The sequence below is a fragment of the Rhodanobacter terrae genome (genome assembly GCF_042657005.1).
GTDB classification, from domain to species: domain Bacteria; phylum Pseudomonadota; class Gammaproteobacteria; order Xanthomonadales; family Rhodanobacteraceae; genus Rhodanobacter; species Rhodanobacter terrae.
The window spans coordinates 52,095-74,941 of record NZ_JBHSNG010000015.1; the positions used below are offsets into that span (position 1 = coordinate 52,095).

Sequence of the window (22,847 nt, forward strand, 5' to 3'; positions counted from 1 at the left end):
ACTCGGAAGGCACAGCGCATCCATCGGCATGCGTTGCTGCGGTCCGAGGGGTTCCGGACATGGAGTCCGGGCATGGGGTTCTGGGGAAAATGTCTTCGCATGTTGTGACGAGTAGCGCTCGTGTCGACACCACGCCTGCCCGCATTCAACCGGCAAGGAGTTTCCTGGTGAGCATGGGCAAGCGTCTTGGCGCCGAATTCTTCGGCACGTTCCGGCTGGTGCTCGGTAGTTGCGGCAATGCCATCCTGGCTACCGGCTTTCCGGATCTGGGTATCGGTTTTGCCGGCGTCGCGCTGGCCTTCGGCCTTACCATGCTGACCATGGTGTACGCGGTGAGGCATATCTCCGGCAGCCATTTCAACCCGGCGGTCACGGTGGGCCGGTGCGCGGGCGGCCGCTTCCCGGCGAAGGATGTGCTGCCGTACGTGGTGATTCAGGTGCTCGGCCCCATGGCGGCGGCGGCCGTGCTGTACCTGATCGCCAGCGGCAAGGCCGGCTTCGATGTCAGTGCCGGCAGTTTCGCTTCCAACGGTTATGGCGAACATTCGCCCGACCACTACTCGATGCAGGCAGCTATCGTGCCCACGCTGGTACTCACGGCGTTCTTCCTGATCGTGATCCATGGCGCCACCGACAGGCGCACACCGGCTGGCTTCGCCGGCGTGGCGATCGGGCTGGCGCTGACGCTGATCCATCTGGTCGGCATTCCGTTCACCAACACCTCGGTCAATCCGGCGCGCTCGACCGGCGTGGCGTTGTTCCCGGCGGCTGGGCGATCGAGCAGCTATGGCTGTTCTTGCTGGTGCCCCGACCGGCGGCATCATCGGCGGCCTGATATACCGTTATCTGCTGGAAAGTCGCGACGCCTGTCGTCATCTGCCCCGCCCGGTGACGGGCGGGGTTTCGGGAAAGCTCAGTCCGCCTCGTAAAGTTCGATCGGCAGACCATCCGGATCGGCGAAAAAGGTGAAGCGCTTGCCGGTGTATTCGTCTACACGCACCGGTTCGCAACTCACCCCGCGCTCGCCCAGCACGGCCGCCGCCGCACTGACATCGGGCACCGCAAAAGCCAGATGACGCAGCCCCTGTGCCTCCGGTCGTGACGGCCGCGGCGGCGGATCGGGAAACGAAAACAGCTCCAGCTGCACGCCGGGGCTGACCAGCAGATCGCATTTCCACGAATCGCGCGCCGCACGATAGACCTCGTGCACGATCGGCAATCCCAGCGTTTCGCCGTAGAACGCGCGCGAACGGGGATAGTCCGAACAGATCAGCGCGACATGGTGGATGGCACCCAGCAACGGCTTGCTCATGGCTGCTCATGCCTCGTCGAAGGGAAACGCGAGCACATCGGCGATCGCGTCGGTGCCGGCCAGGCACATCAGCAAGCGTTCCACGCCCAGCGCCACGCCGGCGCAATCGGGTAGCGCGCCGAGTACGCCGAGCAGGCGCTCGTCGAGCGGAATCTCGCGCAGCCCGCGGCGGCGGCGCATGGCATTGTCGCGCTCGAAACGTCCGCGCTGCTCCGCCGCGTCATTCAGCTCGTGATAGCCGTTGGCCAGTTCGTGGCGCCCCAGATACAGCTCGAAGCGTTCGGCCAGCGGCGTTTCGCCAGGACGGATCCTGGCCAAAGCGCACTGCGTGGCCGGGTAATCGTGGATCAACGTGATGCGATCGCACGGGAACGACGGTTGCAGCTTGTGCGTGATCAGCAGGTCGAGCCAGTCGTCACGCCCCAGGCCCTCCGGGCCGATGTGGTACTCGGCCAGCGGCGCGCGCAGTTCGTCGATCGGTGCGTGCAAGGGATCGATGCCCAGCTCGTCGAGAAACAGCTGCCGGTAACTCTCGATCAGCACCTCGGCACGTCGCCCGACCATCGCCAGCGCAGCCTCCACCAGCTCGATGGTCTCGCCCATCAGACGGCGGTGATCCCAACCGACCCGGTACCACTCCAGCATGCTGAATTCGGGATTGTGCCGGCCGCCGGCTTCGCCATCGCGGAAGACCCGCCCCAGCTCGTAGCAGTCGCCGATCCCCGCCGCGAGCAGGCGCTTCAGCGGAAACTCCGGCGAAGTACGCAACCAGCGCTCGCGCGCGCCGGCATCGACGTGGCCGCTGAATGTCGTGCAGAAGCTCTCGATGTTCGGATCGGTGTTGCCGGCCGCCGACAGGATTGGTGTCTCCACTTCAAGCACCTGGCGGTCGGCGAAGAACGTGCGGATCAGTGCGTAGAGCCGCGCGCGCAGTTGCAGCGAGGCGATCCTGGCCGTCTCCATCAACCCGCCTCGTGTTCTTTCAGCAGCGTCAGCAATTGCGCCTCGTCCCACACCGCCACGCCCAGCTCCTGCGCCTTGTCGAGTTTGGAACCGGCGGCTTCGCCGGCGACCACGAAGCTGGTCTTCTTCGATACCGAACCGGAGACCTTGGCGCCAAGCGCCTCCAGCCGCTCCTTCGCCTCATCGCGGCTGAGCGAGGTGAGCGTGCCGGTGAGCACGATGGTCTGTCCGTCCAACGGTGCCTGCGTCACCGCCGCCGTGGCCGGAATCGCATCGAGCAGACGCCGCATGGACGCCTCGGCTTCGCGCAATCCGGTCAACGCCTCCGGGTCGGCGAGAAAGATTTCCAGGCCGGACGCCGCCGCCTGCGGCACGCCTGCGGTGATCCAGTGCGCCGGACCGCCCGCCAGCAGCTTGTCCAGCGTGGGGAAATGCTGTGCCAGCAGCTTGCAGCTCTTCGGACCGAGCTTGTTGATCTTCGCCATGTCCAGCAGCACGCCCAGATTCAGGCGCTCGCGCAGCAGCGGCGATGGCGTCGACTCGTCGCTGAAAGCGATGCCAGCCGCAAGCAGCGCGTCGACCACCTGCTGGTTGCCTTCCTGGGCAAAGAAGCTGGCGATCGAAGTGGCCACTTCGCCGCCGATGTCCGGCAATACCTGCAGCACCGGTGCCGGCGTGCTGCGCACGAAGTCGAGCCTGCCCAGCCATGCCGCCAGCGTCTTCGCCGTGCTCTCGCCGATGTGCATGATGCCGAGCGCGAACAGGAAACGCGCCAGCGTGGTGCGCTTGCTGGCTGCAATCCCATCGACCAGATTCTCCGCCCACCTGGTGGCCACCTTGCCGGCCTTCACCGTTTCCGGCGTGGTTCCATCGCGCTCGTCGAGCGCCTGCTTCATCGCCACGAAACGTTCAACGGTAAGCCCGTACAGGTCGGCCGGCGTGTGCACGATGTCCAGCTCCACCAGGGCCTCGGCGAAACGCTCGCCGAGACCTTCGATATCCATGGCCCGACGCGAGGCAAAATGGATCAGCGCCTCCTTGCGCTGTGCGGCGCAGATCAGCTCGCCGGAACAGCGCCAGGCCGCTGCGCCTTCTTCGCGGATCAGCGCGGATCCGCAGACCGGACAGTGCGTCGGCATGGTCCACGGCACGGTGCCGGGCGGACGCTGATCCTCGATCACCCGCACTACTTCGGGAATCACGTCGCCGGCGCGGCGCACGATCACGGTGTCGCCCAAGCGCACGTCCAGCCGCGCGACCTGGTCCGCGTTGTGCAGCGTGGCATAGGTCACCGTCACGCCCGCCACCTGCACCGGCTCCATCCGCGCACGCGGCGTGGCCGCGCCAGTGCGGCCGATCTGGACTTCGATATCGAGCAGCCGCGTGGCCTGCTCCTGCGCCGGGAATTTGTGCGCGATCGCCCAGCGCGGCGCGCGCGAGACAAAACCCATCTCGCGCTGGCCGGCGTAGTCGTCCAGCTTGTAGACGACGCCGTCGATGTCGTAAGGCAGCGCATCGCGCTTCGCGCCGATGCGCCGGAAGTAGGCGATCAGGCCGTCGAAACCGCGGGCGATATCGACTTCCGGCGACACCGGAAATCCCCACTCGCGCAACTGCCGCAACGTGGCCGAATGCGTCGCAGGCAGCTCGCCGCCTTCGACCACGCCGATCGCGTAGGCAAAGAAGCTCAGCCGCCGTTTCGCGGTGATCGCGGGATCGAGCTGGCGCAGCGAGCCGGCTGCGCCGTTGCGCGGATTCGCCAGCGGCTTCTCGCCGTGCGCACGGGCGTAGGCGTTGAACGCCTCGAAATCCTTGCGCAGCATGATTACTTCGCCGCGCACTTCCAGCACATCGGGCCAGCCTTTGCCGCGGAGTTTCAAAGGGATCGCGCGCACCGTGCGCAGGTTCGCGGTCACGTCCTCGCCGGTCTCGCCATCGCCACGTGTGGCGCCCTGCGCGAAGACGCCTTTTTCGTAGCGCAGGCTGATCGCCAGTCCGTCCAGCTTGGGTTCGACCGAGAACACCGGTTCGCGCCGATGCAGCGTCTGCTCGATGCGGCGCTCGAATTCGGCCACTTCGCGAAAACGCTCACGCTCGCTTTCACCGTCCTGCTCGAACGCATTGCCCAGCGACAGCATCGGCAGCTGGTGCCTCACCTCGGCAAAGCCGCCGGTCGCCCGCGCGCCGACCTTGCGCGTGGGCGAGTCGGTCGAAGCCAGTGCGGGATAGTCGGTTTCCAGCGTTTCCAGTTCGCGCATCAGGCGGTCGTATTCGGCGTCGGTGATATCCGCGTCGTCGAGCACGTGATAACGGTAATTGGCCTGCTCGATCCGCGCCCGCAGCTCGGCGGCGCGGGCAATGGCATCGGCTGGGGCAGGACGTTGGGTCATGCGGGTCTCCTCGAGATCTGCCGCAGTTTAACGACACCGACGAATTCCGGCCGCCTGTGTCGAGCAACCCGGGGCGTCCCTAACGGTGGAGATGTCCCGCCGCTTCCGGCTGATAGACGATTTCCAGCACTTTCAGACGGCGTTTGCGGCCATCCGGCGTCGGCCAGTCGATCTGCTGTCCACAGGCCAGCCCCAGCAAGGCACTGCCTACCGGCGCCAGGATCGACACCGTGCCCGGTGCGCCGGCCGCGGCCGGATAGACCAGGGTCAGGGTGAGTTTCTCGCCGCTGCTCTCGTCCTCGAACGCGACGGTGGAGTTCATCGTTACCGTGTTTCCCGGCATCGCCGCCGGCTCGACCACCTCGGCGCGATCGAGCTCGGCACGCAGTGCGCCGAGATTGGCGGCTTCGGTGGCGGGCAATCGGTCCAGCAACGCTTCAATGCGATCCAGGTCGATGCGGGAAACGATGATCGATGGCTTGCTGCTCATGGCTCTTCCTGATGCTCACGGATGCTTTTGCGGCTCCTGCCGCACAAAAGCACGCGCCGGGACGAAACCGCCCCGGCGCCTGTGGTTGTCATTGCCCGTCATGGCTACTGCGCACATGACCGTCAGATGAAACAGGGCTGACTTTGCGGATGCCGTTCGCGAAAAGCAAGCTGTCACAGCAGGTATCATGTCGCGCAATGCCTCACCAAGCTACCGCGGACCTCCATACTGCCGCCTCCGCTGTCTCCCCACCAGCGTCGGTGCCCGCCGGTCTGCCTGAGGTTTCCACGCGCGAACGTTTCCGCGGTCTGCTATGGCTGGTCTCCGCGGCGTTCTTCATGCAGGCGCTGGATTCCACCGTGGTCAATACCGCCGTGCCGGCGATGGCCGAAGCGCTGCTGGTGACGCCGCTGGGCATGCGCACCGCACTGACCAGCTACGTGCTGACCCTGGCGATCCTGATTCCGGCCAGCCCATGGCTGTGCGATCGGCTGGGCACGCGGCGCGTGTTCGGCATCGCGATCGTCATCTTCGGCGTGGGCTCGCTGCTGTGCGGTGTCGCGCAGACGCTGCCGCAACTGGTCGCGGCGCGCGTGCTGCAAGGGGTGGGCGGCGCCTCGCTGATGCCGGTGGGCCGCTATGTGCTGGTGCGCAGTATCCACAAGCACGAGTTCGTGCGCGCGATGAGTACGGTGGCCACGTTCGGCCTGCTCGGGTCGGTACTCGGCCCGCTGTTCGGCGGCGCGCTGGTGCAGTTCACCTCGTGGCGGCTGATCTTCCTGATCAACGTACCGGTGGCGATCGCCGGCGTATGGATGAACCAGCGCGACATGCCCGATTACCGTCTCGATCGCGCCAACCGCTTCGACCTGTTCGGCTTCCTGCTGTTTGCCGCCGCTTCGGCGCTGCTGCTCACCGCATCGGAACTGGCCGGCAGCAAGCCGGTGCCGTGGCAGCTGATCGGACTGAGCAGCGCGAGCGCGGTGCTGCTGGGCGTGGCCTACGTGTGGCACAGCCGGCGCACCGTGCATCCGGTGGCGGATCTGCGGCTGCTGCAGGTGCGCAGCGTGTGGGTCGCGCTGGCCGGCGGCCTGTTCACGCGGCTCGGCATCTCCGGCATGTTCCTGTTGCTGGTGCTGTTCCTGCAGGTGGGATGCGGCTGGTCGCCGCTGATGGCCGGCCTGATGATGGTGCCGCAGGCGCTAGGTTCGATCAGCGCCAAGTGGGTGATCCACCGCGCGCTGGTCCATTTCGGCTACCGGCGCCTGCTGCTCGGGAACACGCTGATGGTGGCGATGCTGCTGGCCACGTTCGCCCTGCTCGGGCCGGCTTCGCCGGTATGGCTGATTGCCTCGCTGACGTTCCTCTACGGCAGTTTCGCCGGGCTGCAGTACACCGCGATGAACACGCTGATCTACAGCGACCTGGACATCCAGCACGCCTCGATGGCCTCGTCGATGGCCTCGACCGCACAGTACCTCGCGATGAGCTTCGGCATCGCGCTGTCTACCTTGCTGATGGAAGCGATGCTGCAAGGTCACGCGCACGACGACTACGTGGTGGCCTTCCGCTGGACAGTGTTACTGCTGGCGGCGATCACCGCCGCGGCCAGCCGCGTGTTCAGCCGGCTGCGGCATGATCGTCCGCTGCCGGTCAGCGCCGCGGCCGGGTGATCCGACGCACGACCGGCTGCCACCGCGCGCTGGCGTGCCTGTAGCATGCAAGCTCCGCCGACTGCCCGGACGCACGCCACATGCACCACGCCAGCGACATCCTGTTCACTCTGTTCATCGTGTTCGTCGCTGCGCAGATCGGTGGCGAGATCGCGCAGCGGCTGAAGCTGCCCGGTGTGGTCGGCGAGATTGCCGCGGGCTGCGTGATCGGCCCTTCCCTGCTCGGCTGGATCAGCCTGGATCAGATCGCCACCGGCACACCGCTCGACGTGCTGGCCGAGATCGGCGTGGTCCTGCTGCTGTTCGCGGTGGGTCTGGAAACGCGGCTGGAGGACCTGAAAAAAGTCGGCAAGGTGGCCTTCGTGGTCGGCGTGATCGGGGTCCTGGTGCCGTTCGGGATGGGCAGCGTGTGGGCCCACGGCAACGGCTTCAACTGGGACCGCTCGCTGTTCGTGGCCGCCGCATTCGTGGCCACTTCGGCCGGCATCACCGCGCGTGTGCTGCAAGAGCTGGGCGCGCTGCAGCGGATCGAGAGCAAGGTGATTCTCGGCGCCGCGGTGATCGACGACATTCTCGCCATGCTGCTGCTCGGCGTCGTGGTGTCGCTGCAGGCCGGCGGCAGCTTCAACGCTTCGCATCTGCTGCTCGTGCTGGCCAGCGCGGTCGGCTTCATCGCGGTGATCGGCTGGGGCGGCGCGCGGGTGATGCGCTGGAACTCCAACTGGCTGGAGCGGCCGCTGGGTCCGCATTCGCCGTTGATGATCGTGCTGGCGCTGTGCCTCGGCCTGGCTTACCTGTCCACCTTGTTCGGGCTGGCCGCGATCATCGGCGCGTTCCTGGCCGGCATGATCGCCTCGGAAACCCGCCAGCAGCACACGCTGGAGCAGCAGACCAAGCCGCTGCTCGCCTTGCTCACGCCGTTCTTCTTCGTGATCACCGGCAGCAAGATCGACCTGCACGAACTGGCCAGCGCCGACGCCTTGCTGATGCTCACCGTGGTCACCGTGATCGCGATCATCTCCAAGTTTGTCGGCGGCTGGCTCGGCGCGCTGTCGCTGGGCCAACGCAGCGCCACCATCATCGGTTTCGGCATGGTGCCGCGCGGTGAAGTCGGCATCGTGGTCGCTACCCTCGGCCTCGCCGCCGGCGTCTTCGACAACCGCATCTACGCCATCATCGTGGCGATGTCGCTGCTCACGGCGATGGTCACGCCGCCGGTGCTGGCGTGGTTGCTGAAGCGCGGCGGCGGCAGTGGCGACACGGTCGACGTGCCCGACGTGGAGGGCTGAGCAGCCCGGTATCCGCGCGGCAAGCCCATCCCGTTTGAGTCGCCATTGGGATCGGACCGGGAATATGCTGGACAGCGCCGAACCGCTTCAGGGGTAATCTGTGAAAACGAAGAAAACCGTACTTATCGTCGACGACGATGACCTGGTACTGGAATCGATCGACCTGCACTTGTCCGCCACCGGGGATTTTCAGACCATCCGGGTGCTCGGCTCGGCGGCCGCGCTGAGCTACATGCGGAGCGCGCCGATCATCGATGTCATCGTTGCCGACGTCATCCTCGCCGGCAGCACGAGCGGCATCGATATCTGCCGGAGGGCGATCGAACAGTACCCCGGCATTGCCGTCGTCGTGATCACCGCCGACCCCGAGGTTCACTGTGCAGAAATTCCCGAGGGCGGCGTGTTCCTGCGCAAGCCGTTCGGTGGGGAGCAGTTGCTGGAAGCAATTGAAGAGGCAGAGACGCAGGCCGGTGGAACGGCGGACGCTTGATCGCGGGACTCGCCGCATCCCTTATCGGAAACATTTCATGGTCGATCACGAAAATACCGAGGACGGCGGCATCGAAAAGCCGCCGTGGGCGAATCTCAGTGCAGGCCTGATCACTGGCGCAGCCGACGACGATCCCAGCGGCATTGCCACTTACTCGCAGGTGGGCGCCGCGTTCGGCTACGGCATGCTGTGGTGCGTCCTGGTGACCATGCCCTTGATGATCGCGATCCAGGCCATCAGCGCCGGCATCGGGCGGGTCACCGGTCATGGCCTGATGGACGGCATGCGCAAGCACTATTCGCACAGGCTGGTCTACGTCCTGATGGGCTTGACCCTCGTCGCCAACGTCATCAACCTGGCAGCGGATATCGGCGCCATGGGCGCTGCATTGAAGCTGCTGATAGGTGGACCGGCACTGCTGTATGCCGCGGGCTTCGCGGTGCTGTCGCTGGTACTGCAGATCTTCATTCCGTTCACGCGCTACTCGCCTCTCCTCAAGCTGCTCACGCTGAGCCTGTTTGCCTACGTAGCCACCGTCCTGGTCATCCACGTGCCATGGCGGGCCGTGCTCTTGAGCGTCGTGGTGCCGCCGATCAGCTGGAACGCCAAATACGCCGTGGGACTGGTCGCCCTGCTCGGCACCACGATCAGTCCTTATCTGTTTCTCTGGCAGGCTGCGCAGGAAGTGGAGGAGATCGGATCGAGCAAGCGGCGCAGAGCATTGCGGTGGGCGCCGCTGCAGGCGCCAAGCGCGTTGCGGCGCATCGGCATCGACACCACGGTGGGCATGATCTTCTCCAACCTGATCTCGTTCTTCATCATCCTCACCTCCGCCGTGGTGCTGCACGCCCACGGCAAGACCGACATCCAGTCGTCCGCCGAAGCCGCCGAAGCCCTGCGCCCGCTGGCCGGCGATCTGGCGTTCGCGCTGTTCGCGGCCGGCATCATCGGCACCGGTCTGCTGGCCGTGCCGGTGCTGGCCGGCGCCACCGCCTATGGCGCATCCGGCGCTTTCGGCCAGCGCAGCGGACTGGAAAACAAGCCGCGCAAGGCCAAGTTTTTCTATGGCGTGCTGATCTTCGCCAGCCTCGCCGGCATTGCGCTGAACCTGACGCCGCTCGACCCGATCAAGGCGCTGTACTGGAGCGCGGTGGTCAACGGCGTTACCGCCGTGCCCCTGATGATCGTGATGATGCTGATGGGATCCAGCAGGAAAGTGATGGGCGAGTTCACCATGCCGTGGCAGTTGAAGGTTTTCGGGTGGATGGCGACCGTGGCGATGGCAGCGGCAGCGGTAGTGATGTTTGCTACCTGGGAAACGTGAGGGGGCGCAAACGACGAGCCGCCCGCAGGCGGCTTCGCTGCGCAAAACGCGCGGGCATCACGCCGCGCGCGGCGCCTTCGCCAGGATGCCGAGCAGGTCGGCCAGCTTGTCGCGCATCTCGCGACGGTCGACGATCAGGTCGATCGCGCCGTGTTCGACCAGGAATTCCGATCGCTGGAAGCCTTCCGGCAAGGTCTCGCGCACGGTCTGCTCGATCACGCGCGGACCGGCGAATCCGATCAGCGCCTTCGGCTCGCCGATGTTGATGTCGCCAAGCATCGCCAGGCTGGCGGATACGCCGCCGGTGGTCGGGTTGGTGAGCACGCTGATGTACGGCACGCCGGCATCGCGCAGGCGCGCCAGCGCCGCCGAGGTCTTGGCCATCTGCATCAGCGAGAACAGCGCTTCCTGCATGCGTGCGCCGCCGGTGGCGGAGAAGCACACCAGGGCGCTCCTGTCGGCCAGTGCGCGCTCGGCCGCGCGGGCGAATTTCTCGCCCACCACCGAACCCATCGAACCACCCATGTAGGCGAATTCGAATGCCACTGCCATCAGCGGACGGCCCTTGAGCCTGCCGCTCATGGCCACCATCGCATCCTTCTCGCCAAGCTTTTTCTGGGTCGCGACGATGCGGTCGCGATACTTCTTGGAATCGCGGAATTTCAATGGATCGGTGGGCTCCATGCTGGCCCACAGTTCCTGGCCGGACCCTTCATCGAGCAACGCGTCCAGCCGCATGCGCGCGCTGATGTAGTGATGGTAGCCGCATTTCGGGCAGACCATCAGGTTGCGCTCCAGCTCCGGCCGGTACAGCACGGTGCCGCAGCCGCCGCACTTTTCCCATACGCCCTCGGGTACCGAACCCTTGCCGCCGTTCGGATTCTGCGGGCGGGTGCGCGGGTTCATGATTTTCTGCAGCCAGTTCATATCAACCCAACCTCTATCTGAAAATAGGGGCTGTCGTATTCGACAACCTCCATCAAGCGAGCCCGCATGGCGCCACAGTTCCCTCTCCCTCCGGCGACCGCAGGAGTCCCCTTGCGGGTGAGTGGGCAAAGGGTGAGGGTTCGCGCCGCCTCGGCCCTGCCGCTTTCAACCTGCATCGAGCGCAGCGCGGATCGGCGCGAGAAACGCGTGGACCCGCACGGTTATTTCTTCGGCCTCCGTGGCCCCGGCCAGCTGCTCCACCAGCGCGCTGCCGATCACCACCGCATCGGCAAAACCGGCAATCGCCCTCGCGCTCGCCGCATCGCGGATACCGAAGCCCACCGCCACCGGCGCCTTGGCGCGGGCGCGGATATCCGCCACGCGCGCGGCGATATCGCCGGTACTCAAGTGTGCCGCACCGGTGATGCCGGCGAACGAGACATAGTACAGGAAACCCTCCGCGGAACCGCACAACTGCGCCATACGCGCGGGTGCGGTGGTCGGTGCGGCGAGCAGGATCTGTCGCAGGCCGGCGTCGCGCAGCGACTGCAGCACGGCCGACTCTTCCAGCGGGCAGTCGACCAGCAGCACGCCATCGACGCCGGCCTGTACGGCTTCCTGCGCGAAGCGCGCATAGCCATGGATCTCCACCGGATTCAGGTAACCCATCAGCACGATCGGGGTGTCCGCATCGCGCTGGCGGAACGCGGCAACCCAGTCCAGCACCTCGTGCAGGCCGACGCCTTTCGCGATCGCCCGCTCGCTGGCGTGCTGGATCACCGGGCCATCGGCCATCGGATCGGAAAACGGCACGCCCAACTCGATCAGATCGGCGCCCGCATCGACCAGCGCGTGCATCAGTGTGACGACATGTCGGGGCGACGGATCGCCTGCGGTGACGAAGGGAATCAGGCCGGTGCGGCCGGCGGACTTGAGCTGGGCAAAGCGGCGGTCGATACGGTTCATGACAGCGAGAAATGAGTGGAGAGAAATGAGAAACGAGTGTCCATAGGGATGCCCTGAATGATTCGAACCGAAGACTGCCGACGGAGATGGTTTTGCCTTTTTCTCACTTCCCGCTCCTCTCAACTCACTCCTAAAGCTCGATCCCTTCGCGTGCGGCGATCGTATGCACGTCCTTGTCGCCGCGGCCGGACAGATTGCACAGCACCAGGCCGTCCCTCGGATACTCGCGGGCCAGCTTGATCGCCTGCGCCACCGCATGACTGGACTCCAGCGCGGCCAGGATGCCCTCGGTGCGCGCGAGCAGGTGGAATGCCTCCAGCGCCTCGTCGTCGGTGACACCGACGTATTCGGCGCGCCCCGCATCCTTGAGGAACGCATGCTCGGGGCCGACGCCCGGGTAATCGAGACCGGCCGACACCGAATGCGTTTCGGTGATCTGGCCGTTGTCGTCGCACAGCACGTAAGTGCGGTTGCCGTGCAGCACGCCGGGCCGGCCGGCCGCCAGCGAGGCCGCGTGCTGGCCGGTGGCCAGGCCCAGGCCTGCCGCCTCGGCGCCGACCATGCGCACGCCGGCATCGTTCAAAAAGGCGTGGAACAATCCGATCGCATTGGACCCGCCGCCCACACAGGCGGTGAGCACGTCCGGCAGGCGGCCGTACTGCTCCAGCATTTGCGCACGCGCCTCGCGCCCGACGATCGCATTGAAGTCGCGCACCATCAGCGGATACGGATGGGGACCCGCCACCGTGCCGATGATGTAGAAGGTATCGGCCACGTTGGTGACCCAGTCGCGCATCGCCTCGTTCAGCGCGTCTTTCAGCGTCTTCGAGCCCGACGTCACCGGCACCACTTCGGCGCCGAGCAGCTTCATCCGGTAGACGTTGATCTTCTGCCGCTCGATGTCCACCGCGCCCATGTAGACCACGCACTTCAGCCCCATCCGGGCCGCCACCGTGGCGCTTGCCACACCGTGCTGGCCGGCGCCGGTCTCGGCGATGATGCGGGTCTTGCCCATGTGCCGCGCCACCAGGGCCTGCCCCACGGTGTTGTTGATCTTGTGCGCACCGGTGTGGTTCAGGTCCTCGCGCTTGAGCAGGATGCGCGCGCCGCCGACATGCCGCGACAAGCGTTCGGCGTGATAGACCGGACTGGGCCGGCCCACGTAGTGCTTCAGGTCGCGGTCCAATTCTGCAATGAAGTCGGGATCCTCGCGCAGGCGCAGGTAGGCCGCGGTCAGCTCGGCCAACGGTGCCATCAGCGTCTCGGCGACGTACTGGCCGCCGTAGTTGCCGAAGCGGCCGTGGGCATCGGGCCAGGCGTGGAAATCGTCGATCGTGGGCATGGTCGTCGCTCGCATCCGGAAAATACCACTGCGCCCATGCGCTGCGGCAAGATGTCCACCCTAGCGCAGCGACACGGGCGACAAAAGCGATAAGATTGATGCCACCTGTCAGAAAAACTCACAGATGCCATGCCCCGCGAACTGCCCTCGCTGAATGCACTGCGCGCCTTTGAGGCGGCTGCGCGACTGGAAAGCGTGAGCCGTGCCGCCGCCGAGCTGCACGTGACCCACGGCGCGGTGAGCCGGCAAATCCGCGCGCTGGAAACCGAACTGGGGGTACCCCTGTTCGGCCGCGAGGGTCGCGGGCTGGCGCTGACCCCTATGGGCCGCCAACTGCGCGACGGCGCCGCCAGTGCATTTGCGCAATTGCGCCAGACCTGCGACGAACTACGCCGCGAGGCAAGTCATGCGCCGTTTGTGCTCGGCTGTGCCGGCAGTGTGCTGGCACGCTGGGTGATCCCCAGGCTGGAGCGGCTGGGCCGCGACCTGCCGGATCTGAAACTGCACCTGTCAGCCGTCGAGGATGTGTCCGCGCCGGCCCTGCCCGGCCTCGACGCCGCACTGCTGCTGGCCGAGCCGCCATGGCCGACGGCATGGCAGGCGCATGTGTTGTCGCCGGAACGAATCGGCCCCGTGCTCAGCCCGCATCATCCGCGCTACGCCGCCCTGCGCAAGGCCAACGTGGACGCGCTGTGCAAGGAGGCGCTGCTGCACACCACCTCTCGCCCGCAGGCGTGGCCGACGTGGGCGCGCGCGCATCGGATCGCCACTGGCCGGCTGCACTACGGCCAATCTTTCGAGCACCTCTACTACCTGCTTGAGGCGGCGGTGGCCGGCCTCGGCGTGGCGATCGCCCCGCAACCGCTGGTGGCCGACGACCTCGCCGCCGGTCGCCTGGCAGCGCCTTGGGGCTTTCGCACCACGCAAGCGAGCTGGACGTTGTGCGCACCAAAGCGCGCCAACGATCCGCGGCTGGCGGTGCTGGCGGGATGGCTGCGACAGCAGCTGGCCGGGAAGTAAAGCCAGCAGCTTCAAAGGTACTGTCGCGCCCCCTGCTTCAACTCTTCCACGCACTCGGGTGTAAGCGGGCCGAGCACGCCGCGGCGATGCTCGGGGATGTGTGCGACGACGTCCTCCCCGCCGAACACGAAATGATCCAGCAGGTTCCGCCAACCGGCCCGCTCGGCCGGAGGTAACGCGCGGAAAGCGAGGAGACAGTGATACAGCGCGGCCCGCGCGTGGCCGGTGTGGTAGCCCTCGACCTTCACCGGGTTCCACCAATAATTCACCAGCGCGTTGAGCGGCCGCAGCGACTCGACGTTATGCCACCACAACGGCGGCATGTAGATCGCATCGCCTGGATGCAGTTCGGCCACCTGCGCCGCGGCCAGCGCCAGTTTCAGGCGCGGGTAGCGCGGGTCATCCGGCCGATCGAGCCGGGCCATGCTGATCGCCGCGCCGGTAGGCGCAAAGTCCAACGGGCCGACGTAGAGATTGGGCAGCTGCTCCGGCGGGAACAGCGTGAAGCGGCGCGTGCCACACACCACGCAGGCGATGTTGTGCTGCGAATCGAAATGGGTGGGCGTCGTGACCCGGTTGCCGAGCCACAGTCGCGGTTCCACGCCGGGGTCGAGGAAGGACAGCGCATGGTCGGCAAGAAACCCGGGCAGGCAATCGCGGATCAGCGCGCTCTGGATCACCACCCCGGGCGCGCGCTCGCGCCGGCTGTACTTCGCCAGTCGCTGCAGACCGAGAGTGACCGGCACCTTGAAATGCCGATAGTTGAAACCGCTCATGTCCGGCGTATAGCCGACGACGCCCTCGGCCTCCGGCGCGATCATCAAGGTGTTTACATCGGTGCCGCCGTCCAGTGCCGCCAGCCTCTCCGCGAAGGCGGTGTCCGACTGCAGCGCCAGTTTCACGATCGGCCAGTCGCGAACCAGACCGCGAATCACCAGCGGGTGGTCTCGGCCCACGATGTCATCGAGACTGGGCGGGTGATCCCCATCGACGTGGTATTGCTCGATGGCGGCGGGCGGCAGAATCGCGCCGGAAAGTTCGCTCATGGCTCCCCCACCCTGTCCGCGGCACGCACCGCTGCAATGAAGGCGGCCAATTTGGCGGGATCCTTGATGCCTGGTGCGGACTCCACGCCACCGGCCACGTCCACCGCCCACGGCCGCGCGGCGCGGATCGCCGCGTCCACGTTGCCCGCATGCAGTCCGCCGGCGAGCATCAGCGGCTGCACGAGATCGTGCGGCGTCAGCGACCAGTCGAAGGCCTTGCCGCTGCCGCCTGCTTCGCCGAAGCCATGACCATCCAGCAACAGGGCGGCGGCTCGCGGGTACTCGCGCAACCGCTCCAATGCGGCAGCGCCCTCGCCCATCGCGATCGCTTTCAGGAACGGGCGGCCGAACTGCATGCACCAGCCGTCGGTTTCGCTGCCATGGAATTGCAGCAGCGTGGGTTCCACCTCATCGATCACCTGCCGCACCCGATCGGCCTCGTCATCCATGAACAGCGCGACGGTAGCGACGAACGGCGGCAGCGCCGCGACGATCTCGCGCGCCCGTGCCGGCGTCGTCCGCCGTTTGCTGCGCGCGGTGAACACCAGCCCGATTGCATCGGCACCGAGGCGCGCGGCCAGCAGCGCATCCTCGATCCGGGTCATGCCGCAGCACTTGATGCGGGTCATTGGGCGGCCCCCATCAGGCAGACTTCTGCCGGAAGTCCCCAGTGGCGCTCGTAGCGCGGACCGATGAAGGTCAGGCCGGAGGCCGCGGCCGTCGGGCCTGCCGCCTGGCGATCGCAGCCAGCCAGCAGTTCGGCCATCCATTCGACCGGCCGTTCGTCGCGGCCGATCATCAGCAGGGAGCCGACGATATTGCGCACCATGTGATGCAGAAACGCATTCGCCTCGATGTCGACGAAAACCTCCTCGTCTTCGCGCCGCACACTCACCGCCAGCACCGAGCGCCGCGGATGCGTCGCCTGGCAGGACAGCGCGCGGAACGCGCTGAAGTCGTGCTCGCCCAGCAGCGCCTGCGCGGCGACATGCATCCGCCCGGCATCCAGCGGCAGGCGTTCCCAGGTGACGTAGCGCGCGTCCAGCGCCGCGCGCACAGGCCGATTGAGGATGTGATAACGGTAGCGGCGACTGCGCGCGGCGTAGCGCGCGTGAAAGCTTTCCAGCACCGGCTGCGCCCACAGCACCGCCACGCTGGCCGGCAGATTGGAACAGGCGCCGAGCATCCAGCCGCGCATGTCGCGCCGCGCCCCGGTGTCGAAATGCACCACCTGGCAACGGCCATGCACACCGGCGTCGGTGCGCCCCGCACAACTGACTTCGACCGGGTGCGCGGCGACCTTCGACAGCGCCTGTTCGAGCGCGCCCTGCACGCTGGCATCCGTCTTCAGCCGCTGCCAGCCGGAGAAATCGGTGCCGTCGTATTCGATGCCTAGGGCGATACGCATGGAGTTGTGCAAGGACTTGCCGAGAGACACCGAAGATTAGCAGGCCGCCATGCAATCGGGCCGGCAGAGCCGGCCCGATTGCATCACGTGGACCGCGCCTACAGGTTCAGCGCAGGTCGTCGAGCAGACGCTTGGCGACATCCCGCTGCATCTGGCTGCCTTCCTTCATCACTTCGCCCAGCATGGCGCGTGCGCCATCGGCGTCGCCCATGTCCAGATAGGCGCGCGCCAGATCGAGCTTGGTATCGATCGGATCATCGTTGAACTCGCCCAGATCATGGCCGGCGTCGCCGGCGTGATGCGCGCTGCCCGCATCGTCGAAATGCCAGTCCGAAGCCGGTTCGGCAGCGCTGGCCGCCGGATGATCGCTGGAAGCGTGGGTGCCGGCCGTCACCGGCGCCACCACCGTGGCGTCGTCCGGGGCCGACTTGCGATCCGCGGACGATTCGGCGGCAGCGGCCTTGGTCAGATCGAAGTTGAAGTTGTACTCGCTGACCTTCTTCGGCCCACCCGGCGGCAATGGCGGCATGGACGGTACGGTCGCGGACGCGGCGCTCTTATCCGCATAGTCGTCGATGTCGAATTCGCGACGGGCCTCATCCTCGTGCACCGGCACTTCGGGGTGATGGTCGAACAGCGGGTGACCCGGCACCAGGTCCTCGCCCATGTGCACCACGTCCTGCCACTCGTCCTGTTGCGGATCGGTGATATGAGCATGCATGGCCTCGGCCGCGGCCTCGAAATGCTCGACGTCGCGCCGCGAGTAGTACAAGGTCACCAGCTCCAGATGCAGATAGATGTCGTCCGGATGCTCGGCCAGCTGGTCGAGCAGTTCTTCCTGATCGACGTCGTCGCTGCCGACCAGATCCGCATTGGCCGACGGTGCCGAGCTGAAGCGATCGGCCAGCGACGACGGGGATGTCGACGATGCGGCACCTGCCGGTTTGCGACGACCGAGCATGGCCAGCAGGATCAACAGCACGATCGCACCGACGCCGGCAGCCCGTGCCCAGGTCTGCATGTACCACGGCTGCTCGACCACCGACACGGGGGCGGCCGGCTTCGCCACGGGCTTGACCGCCGGCTTCGCCGCTGCCATAGCCGGCGCGGAGCGGCTCGCCGCCGGGGTACTCGCCGTCGAACTGGACGCCACCATGGGCGCGGTGGTCGCCGCAGTCGAACCGGCGGAAACCGGTGCCGAACTTGCACCGGCCGCCGTGCTGGCCGTGGCGGTTTCCAGGTGCCCCGGCAACGCCGTCGCTACAGCGGCCTTCGCCACGCTAGCTGCGGGCGCCGCTGCGGCTGCCGGCACACCGGCGGACTTGTGCGCTGCCGCCAGCTTGGCTTGCAGCTCGGCGATCTCGTTGTCCTTCAGCGACAGCAGATGCTCGTTCTTGTTGTTGATGTCGGCCAGCTCTTTCAGGCGGCTCTTCAGATCGGAGCTCTGCTGCTGCAGGCTGGCCAGGCTTTCCTGACTGCGCAGGAGATCCTGGCGAAGGCTGGCAGCTGCCTTGTCGCCCTTGCCGCCGGCAGCGCCGCCCTGGGTTCCGGCACCGCTGCCCTGCTTCGCCGGGACCAGCGCAAGACGGTCACCCGTGCCGCCGGACGTGTTGCTGGGCGCGCTGGAGGCGGACGCGCGGGTCGCCGTGTCGGCGACGACCGCAGGCTTGCCCGGCGTGCCGGCGCGCCAGTCGCTGTTCTGACGGCGCACTTCGGCCATGGCCGCCGCGATAGTCATCGCCTGCGCCTCGGAAGACGTCGGCACACGCAGTACCGCGCCACTCTTCAGCGCATTGATGTTGTCGCGGTAGAACGCATCGGGATTGGCCTGCTTCAGCGCCAGCATCATTTGCTGCGCGTCGACCCCCGCCGGCGCGGTGCTGCGGGCGATCGACGACAAGGTCTGACCATGCTCGACCGGGCCGTACTGGCCATTGCCGGTGGCAGCCGGTGCGGTCCTTGGGGCTCGTGGGGCCGCGGCCACAGGCGTCGGGGCGGCCCTGGCGGGGGCCGCGGCGACGGGAGCCGGTGCCGGATTGCCATGCACCGGCCGGCTGGGTGCCGGCGCATGCGCCGGTGCGGCCGCGACAGCAGCCGGAGCCGCTGCCGGCGCACTGGCCGGATCGAGCAGTATGGCGAATTCACGCACGCTCTTGCCGGCGTTGCTGTTCACTTCCAGCAACAGGTCGAGATAGGGGTCGTCGACCGCCTGGCTGCTGGTGATCCGGATGACTTTGCCGCCGGCGCCGTTGGCCACGCTGAAATGCAGCGGGATCGCGGTGCGGCCCCCGACGATGCCGGCCCGCGCAAATTCCTCGCTCGAAGCCAGCTGGACGCTGAGATTCTGCAGTTCCGCCGGGCTGCCGGGATGCAGCGGGATTTCAGCCAGCAGGGGCTGCCCCAGCGCCGACTTGACCTGGATCTGGCCAAGGTCCAGTGCCACGACCTGGCTGGTACCCAAGGCCAGTGCCACCAGCATCGACAATTTCAACGAACGATTCATGCGTGTTCCCCCGAACGATCTCTGGCGCGACTCTTATGTGGTGTCGCCGCGGTGGCGGCTACTGCGGCAAACGAGGTGCCACTTTAGTTACATGCGGCGCAATCAACAATAGCTGCGGCGAATACTTGCAGAGTATTGCTGCGGTGTGTTCTCACCCCAGTGGCACGATTTAATGCTGGCTGGCCGCCGGCCTGGCCCGCAGTTCCTGCAACTGTCTCTGCAGCTCGGCAATCGCCTGATCCTGCTGTTGCAGGCGTTCACTGGCACGCTTGCTGTCCGATTCCTGCCTGGCGACATCCTGCTCCAGCCGCTTCACTTCGGCCTGGTTCCTGACCAGTCGCTGCCTGGCCTGAGACAGCGATGTCGCCGATTGTCCGGTCTGCAAGGGCCCGGGCTGACTGCCGTTGGCCCAGGCTGTCGACGCCAGCACCAGGCCTACGGCGCCCACGAATGGCATGCAACGCATCTTAGAGATAGTCCTCGATCAGCAGCTCGGCGATCTGCACGGCGTTCAGCGCCGCGCCCTTGCGGATATTGTCCGAAACGATCCACAGGTCCAGGCCGCGCTCATGCGAGATGTCCTCGCGGATGCGGCCGACGTACACCGCATTGTTGCCGGCCGCCTCGCCCACCGGGGTCGGGTATCCGCCCGGCTTGCGCTCGTCCACCAGCACCACGCCCGGCGCCTGCCGCAGCAGTTCGCGGGCCTGTTCGGCGGTGATCTTGTCGCTGGTCTCGATGTGCACGGCCTCGGAATGACCATAGAACACCGGCACGCGTACCGCGGTCGGGTTCACCTGGATCGACTCGTCCTCCAGGATTTTGCGGGTCTCCCATACCAGCTTCATCTCTTCCTTGGTGTAGCCGTTCGGCTGGAAGTCGTCGATCTGCGGAATCACATTGAACGCGATCTGGGCAGGGAATTTCTTGCCCGGCTCCACGCTTTGGAAGTTCAGCAGCGCCGCGGTCTGCTTGCCGAGCTCCTCCATGCCGGTGCGGCCGGCGCCGGACACCGACTGGTAGGTGGCCACGTTGATCCGCTCGATCTGCACCGCACGATGGATCGGCGCCAGCGCCACCAGCATCTGCATGGTCGAGCAGTTCGGGTTGGCGATGATGCCGTGGTTGGTGTACTGCGCGATCGCATGCGGATTGACCTCGCTGATCACCAGCGGGATATCGTCCTGGTAGCGGAATTCCGAGGTGTTGTCGATCACCACCGCACCGGCCGCCGCCGCCCGCGGCGCGTGCTCGCGGCTGACCGAACCGCCGGCCGAGAAGAACGCGATGTCGACGCCCGCGAAATCATAGGTGTCGAGCAGTTGGACGGTGATCTCCTGTCCGCCGAACGAGACCTTGCCGCCGGCCGAACGCTCGCTGGCCAGCGGCACCAGCTCGCTGACCGGGAAATCGCGCTCGGCGAGGATCGCCAGCAAGGTCTCGCCGACCGCACCGGTGGCGCCGACCATGGCGACTTTGTAACTGCTCTTCTGACTCATGCAATGGGACTCTTCGGTTCAGGGGTGGATGGCCGGGCCGGCCGAGGCCAGCACGTGGGGGTTGAGGATGTTGGGGGGGCGCCCTGCATGCGGGCCATGGCCGAACAAGGCCAGCACATTGTCGACCGCCAGCGCGGTCATCGCGCGGCGCGTTTCGTGGCTGGCGCTGGCGATATGCGGGCTGAGCAGCACGTTGTCCAGTTCGAGCAGGCCCGGATGCACCGCCGGCTCGCCCTCGAACACGTCCAGCGCAGCGGCCGCCAACCGCTGCTCGCGCAAGGCCGCCGCCAGCGCGGCGTCATCCACGATGCCGCCGCGGGCCACGTTCACCAGCACCGCGGTCGGCTTCATCTGCGCCAGCTCGGGCGCGCCGATCGCGTGGCGGGTCTGCGCCGTCAGCGGCAGCACCAGCATCAGGAAATCGGACTCGCGCAGCAGTTGCTGCTTGTCGACGTAGCGCGCGTTGCAGGCGCGCTCCTCCGCCTCCGGCAGCGGCGAACGGTTGTGATACAGCACCGCCATGCCGAAGCCGCCGGCGCGCCGTGCGATCGCCTGGCCGATGCGGCCCATGCCGAGGATGCCCAGCGTGCGGCCGCGCACGTCCATGCCCAGCCAGCCCTTGAATTCGGTGGCATGCCAGTGTCCGGCGCGCAGCCAGCGCTCGGCGGCGTTCATCCGTCGCGCGACGCCCAGCATCATCGCCCAGGCATAGTCGGCCACGCTCTCGTTGAGCACGTCGGCGGTGTTGGAGACGGCGATGCCGGCCGCGCTCAGCGCGTCCAGGTCGAGATTGTCGTAGCCGACGGCGAGGTTGGCGACGATGCGCAGCCGCGTCGCATCGGCCACTTCCGCCGCGCCGACATGGTCCTTCAGGCCCACGATCACCGCGTCCTGCCCGCTCAGCCTGGCTGCCAGCTCGGTCGGGCTGAATTTGCGCTCGTCCGGTTCGGCGGTCACCTCGAAGTGCGGCTCCAGCCGGGCAACGATGTCCGGAAAAGTAGGACGGGAAACCCACACGCGCGGCTTGCCGGTCATCGGCGCATCTCCGGTTGCCATGGTCGACCGGTCACGGGATGCGCGGCGCCACCGCGCCCACATCGCCGCACTGCGCACGGTGACGCAACGCGTGATCGATCAGCACCAGCGCCATCATCGCCTCCGCGATCGGGGTGGCGCGGATGCCGACGCAGGGATCGTGGCGTCCCTTGGTCACCACGTCGGCCGGCTCGCCGGCCAGGTTCACGCTGTGGCCGGGAATCAGGATGCTCGAGGTGGGCTTGAGCACGATCGAGGCCGTCACCGGCTGACCGCTGCTGATGCCGCCGAGAATGCCGCCCGCATGATTGGAGGCGAAGCCGTCCATGCTCATCTCGTCGCGGTGCTCGCTGCCGTGCTGGGTGACCGCGGCGAAACCATCGCCGATCTCCACGCCCTTGACTGCGTTGATCGACATCAGCGCGCTGGCCAGATCGCCGTCCAGCTTGCCGTAGATCGGCTCGCCCCAGCCCGGCGGCACGCCATCGGCGACCACGTTGACGCGCGCGCCCACCGAATCGCCGGACTTGCGCAGCGTATTGATATAGCTTTCCAGCGCGGGTACCTGCGCGGTATCCGGCCAGAAGAACGGGTTCTGCTCGACCGCTTCCCAGTCGAACGCATCCGGCGTGATCTCGCCGATCTGCGCCAGGTAGCCGCGCACCCGTACGCCGTAGCGTTCGGCCAGCCATTTCTTGGCGATCACCGCGGCCGCCACGCGCATGGTGGTCTCGCGCGCCGACGAACGTCCGCCGCCGCGCGGATCGCGGATACCGTATTTCTGCCAATAGGTGTAGTCGGCATGACCGGGCCGGAAGGTCTGCACGATGTCGCCGTAATCCTTGCTGCGCTGATCGGTGTTGCGGATCAGCAACGCGATCGGCGTGCCGGTGGTCCTGCCCTCGTAGACGCCAGAGAGCATCTCCACGTCGTCGGCTTCGTGCCGCTGCGAGGTATAGCGGCTGCGGCCGGTAGCGCGACGTTCGAGGTCGCCCTTGAACTCCTCGCGACTGATCGGCAACCCCGGCGGGCACCCGTCGATCACGCAGCCGATCGCCGGTCCATGGCTTTCGCCGAAGGTGGTGACGGTGAAGAGTTTGCCGAAGGAATTGCTGGACACGAGGTTTGGACGTCCGAAGGAAACCGCTACAGCTTAGCGCGACGGCGCCT

General features: G+C 66.8%; 20 protein-coding genes and 1 pseudogene. 6 read left to right on the top strand and 15 right to left on the bottom strand.

The features are described 5' to 3' along the window. Nucleotides 1-167 precede the first annotated feature (167 nt). Nucleotides 168-861, top strand: a pseudogene (gene aqpZ, locus ACFPPB_RS13780) (aquaporin Z); the annotation flags it as partial. Nucleotides 862-913: 52 nt separating this feature from the next. Here the strand turns inward: aqpZ and gloA2 are convergent. From gloA2 to rnk, 4 genes are all read right to left on the bottom strand, one after another. Further along, nucleotides 914-1,312 (bottom strand): SMU1112c/YaeR family gloxylase I-like metalloprotein, encoded by a 399-nt coding sequence (gloA2, locus tag ACFPPB_RS13785; protein ID WP_377328038.1) that lies wholly within the window; start codon nt 1,310-1,312, stop codon nt 914-916. A 6-nt stretch (nt 1,313-1,318) separates the two neighbouring features. Beyond that, nucleotides 1,319-2,275 (bottom strand): EF-P lysine aminoacylase EpmA, encoded by a 957-nt coding sequence (gene epmA / locus ACFPPB_RS13790; RefSeq protein ID WP_377328039.1) that lies wholly within the window; start codon nt 2,273-2,275, stop codon nt 1,319-1,321. After that, complete coding sequence (gene ligA / locus ACFPPB_RS13795) at nt 2,275-4,665, bottom strand: NAD-dependent DNA ligase LigA (RefSeq protein WP_377328041.1); 2,391 nt, start codon at nt 4,663-4,665, stop codon at nt 2,275-2,277. Before ligA ends, epmA begins: the two co-directional genes overlap by 1 nt. 79 nt (nt 4,666-4,744) lie before the next feature. After that, nucleotides 4,745-5,155: a nucleoside diphosphate kinase regulator gene (gene rnk, locus ACFPPB_RS13800; RefSeq protein ID WP_377328043.1), complete on the bottom strand. Its 411-nt coding sequence runs from the start codon at nt 5,153-5,155 to the stop codon at nt 4,745-4,747. Nucleotides 5,156-5,352: 197 nt separating this feature from the next. On the opposite strand from rnk, the gene ACFPPB_RS13805 reads away from it, so the two are divergent. The 4 genes from ACFPPB_RS13805 (at nt 5,353) to ACFPPB_RS13820 (ending at nt 9,931) form a co-directional block, all read left to right on the top strand. Beyond that, complete coding sequence (locus ACFPPB_RS13805; protein ID WP_377328045.1) at nt 5,353-6,828, top strand: MFS transporter; 1,476 nt, start codon at nt 5,353-5,355, stop codon at nt 6,826-6,828. 80 nt (nt 6,829-6,908) lie between these two features. Beyond that, nucleotides 6,909-8,117: a cation:proton antiporter gene (locus ACFPPB_RS13810; RefSeq protein ID WP_377328047.1), complete on the top strand. Its 1,209-nt coding sequence runs from the start codon at nt 6,909-6,911 to the stop codon at nt 8,115-8,117. Between the two features lie 100 nt (nt 8,118-8,217). Continuing rightward, nucleotides 8,218-8,607, top strand: a complete 390-nt coding sequence (locus tag ACFPPB_RS13815; RefSeq protein WP_377328049.1) for a response regulator — start codon at nt 8,218-8,220, stop codon at nt 8,605-8,607. 37 nt (nt 8,608-8,644) lie between these two features. Further along, entirely contained in the window at nt 8,645-9,931 is a 1,287-nt protein-coding gene (locus ACFPPB_RS13820) for an NRAMP family divalent metal transporter (protein WP_377328051.1), read from the top strand. A 57-nt stretch (nt 9,932-9,988) separates the two neighbouring features. Here the strand turns inward: ACFPPB_RS13820 and accD are convergent, their stop codons facing one another. The 3 genes from accD to trpB form a co-directional block, all read right to left on the bottom strand. Continuing rightward, nucleotides 9,989-10,858, bottom strand: a complete 870-nt coding sequence (gene accD, locus ACFPPB_RS13825) for an acetyl-CoA carboxylase, carboxyltransferase subunit beta (protein ID WP_377328053.1) — start codon at nt 10,856-10,858, stop codon at nt 9,989-9,991. 165 nt (nt 10,859-11,023) lie between these two features. Beyond that, nucleotides 11,024-11,824, bottom strand: a complete 801-nt coding sequence (trpA, locus tag ACFPPB_RS13830; RefSeq protein WP_377328055.1) for a tryptophan synthase subunit alpha — start codon at nt 11,822-11,824, stop codon at nt 11,024-11,026. 130 nt (nt 11,825-11,954) lie between these two features. Then, nucleotides 11,955-13,166, bottom strand: coding sequence for a tryptophan synthase subunit beta (trpB, locus tag ACFPPB_RS13835; RefSeq protein ID WP_377328057.1), 1,212 nt, complete (start codon nt 13,164-13,166; stop codon nt 11,955-11,957). Between the two features lie 129 nt (nt 13,167-13,295). On the opposite strand from trpB, the gene ACFPPB_RS13840 reads away from it, so the two are divergent. Then, nucleotides 13,296-14,186 carry a LysR family transcriptional regulator gene (locus ACFPPB_RS13840; protein ID WP_377328059.1) on the top strand — a complete coding sequence of 297 codons (891 nt, stop codon included), beginning with the start codon at nt 13,296-13,298 and terminating at the stop codon, nt 14,184-14,186. 11 nt (nt 14,187-14,197) lie between these two features. Here ACFPPB_RS13840 and ACFPPB_RS13845 read toward each other — a convergent pair whose 3' ends face one another. From ACFPPB_RS13845 to aroC, 8 genes are all read right to left on the bottom strand, one after another. Beyond that, a complete protein-coding gene (locus tag ACFPPB_RS13845) occupies nt 14,198-15,232 on the bottom strand; it encodes a cupin-like domain-containing protein (protein WP_377328061.1) in 1,035 nt (344 codons plus the stop codon). Continuing rightward, nucleotides 15,229-15,861 carry a phosphoribosylanthranilate isomerase gene (locus tag ACFPPB_RS13850; protein WP_377328063.1) on the bottom strand — a complete coding sequence of 211 codons (633 nt, stop codon included), beginning with the start codon at nt 15,859-15,861 and terminating at the stop codon, nt 15,229-15,231. Before ACFPPB_RS13850 ends, ACFPPB_RS13845 begins: the two co-directional genes overlap by 4 nt. Then, entirely contained in the window at nt 15,858-16,640 is a 783-nt protein-coding gene (gene truA / locus ACFPPB_RS13855) for a tRNA pseudouridine(38-40) synthase TruA (RefSeq protein ID WP_377328065.1), read from the bottom strand. Before truA ends, ACFPPB_RS13850 begins: the two co-directional genes overlap by 4 nt. A 106-nt stretch (nt 16,641-16,746) precedes the next feature. Further along, a complete protein-coding gene (locus ACFPPB_RS13860) occupies nt 16,747-19,143 on the bottom strand; it encodes a motility hub landmark protein FimV (protein ID WP_377328067.1) in 2,397 nt (798 codons plus the stop codon). Nucleotides 19,144-19,312: 169 nt separating this feature from the next. Next, on the bottom strand, nt 19,313-19,600 hold the full coding sequence (locus ACFPPB_RS13865) for a hypothetical protein (protein ID WP_377328069.1): 288 nt from the start codon (nt 19,598-19,600) through the stop codon (nt 19,313-19,315). 10 nt (nt 19,601-19,610) lie between these two features. After that, nucleotides 19,611-20,642 (bottom strand): aspartate-semialdehyde dehydrogenase, encoded by a 1,032-nt coding sequence (locus tag ACFPPB_RS13870; protein ID WP_377328070.1) that lies wholly within the window; start codon nt 20,640-20,642, stop codon nt 19,611-19,613. Nucleotides 20,643-20,660: 18 nt separating this feature from the next. Next, complete coding sequence (locus ACFPPB_RS13875; protein ID WP_377328072.1) at nt 20,661-21,677, bottom strand: 2-hydroxyacid dehydrogenase; 1,017 nt, start codon at nt 21,675-21,677, stop codon at nt 20,661-20,663. Nucleotides 21,678-21,708: 31 nt separating this feature from the next. Then, nucleotides 21,709-22,797 carry a chorismate synthase gene (gene aroC, locus ACFPPB_RS13880; protein ID WP_377328074.1) on the bottom strand — a complete coding sequence of 363 codons (1,089 nt, stop codon included), beginning with the start codon at nt 22,795-22,797 and terminating at the stop codon, nt 21,709-21,711. Nucleotides 22,798-22,847: the final 50 nt, after the last annotated feature.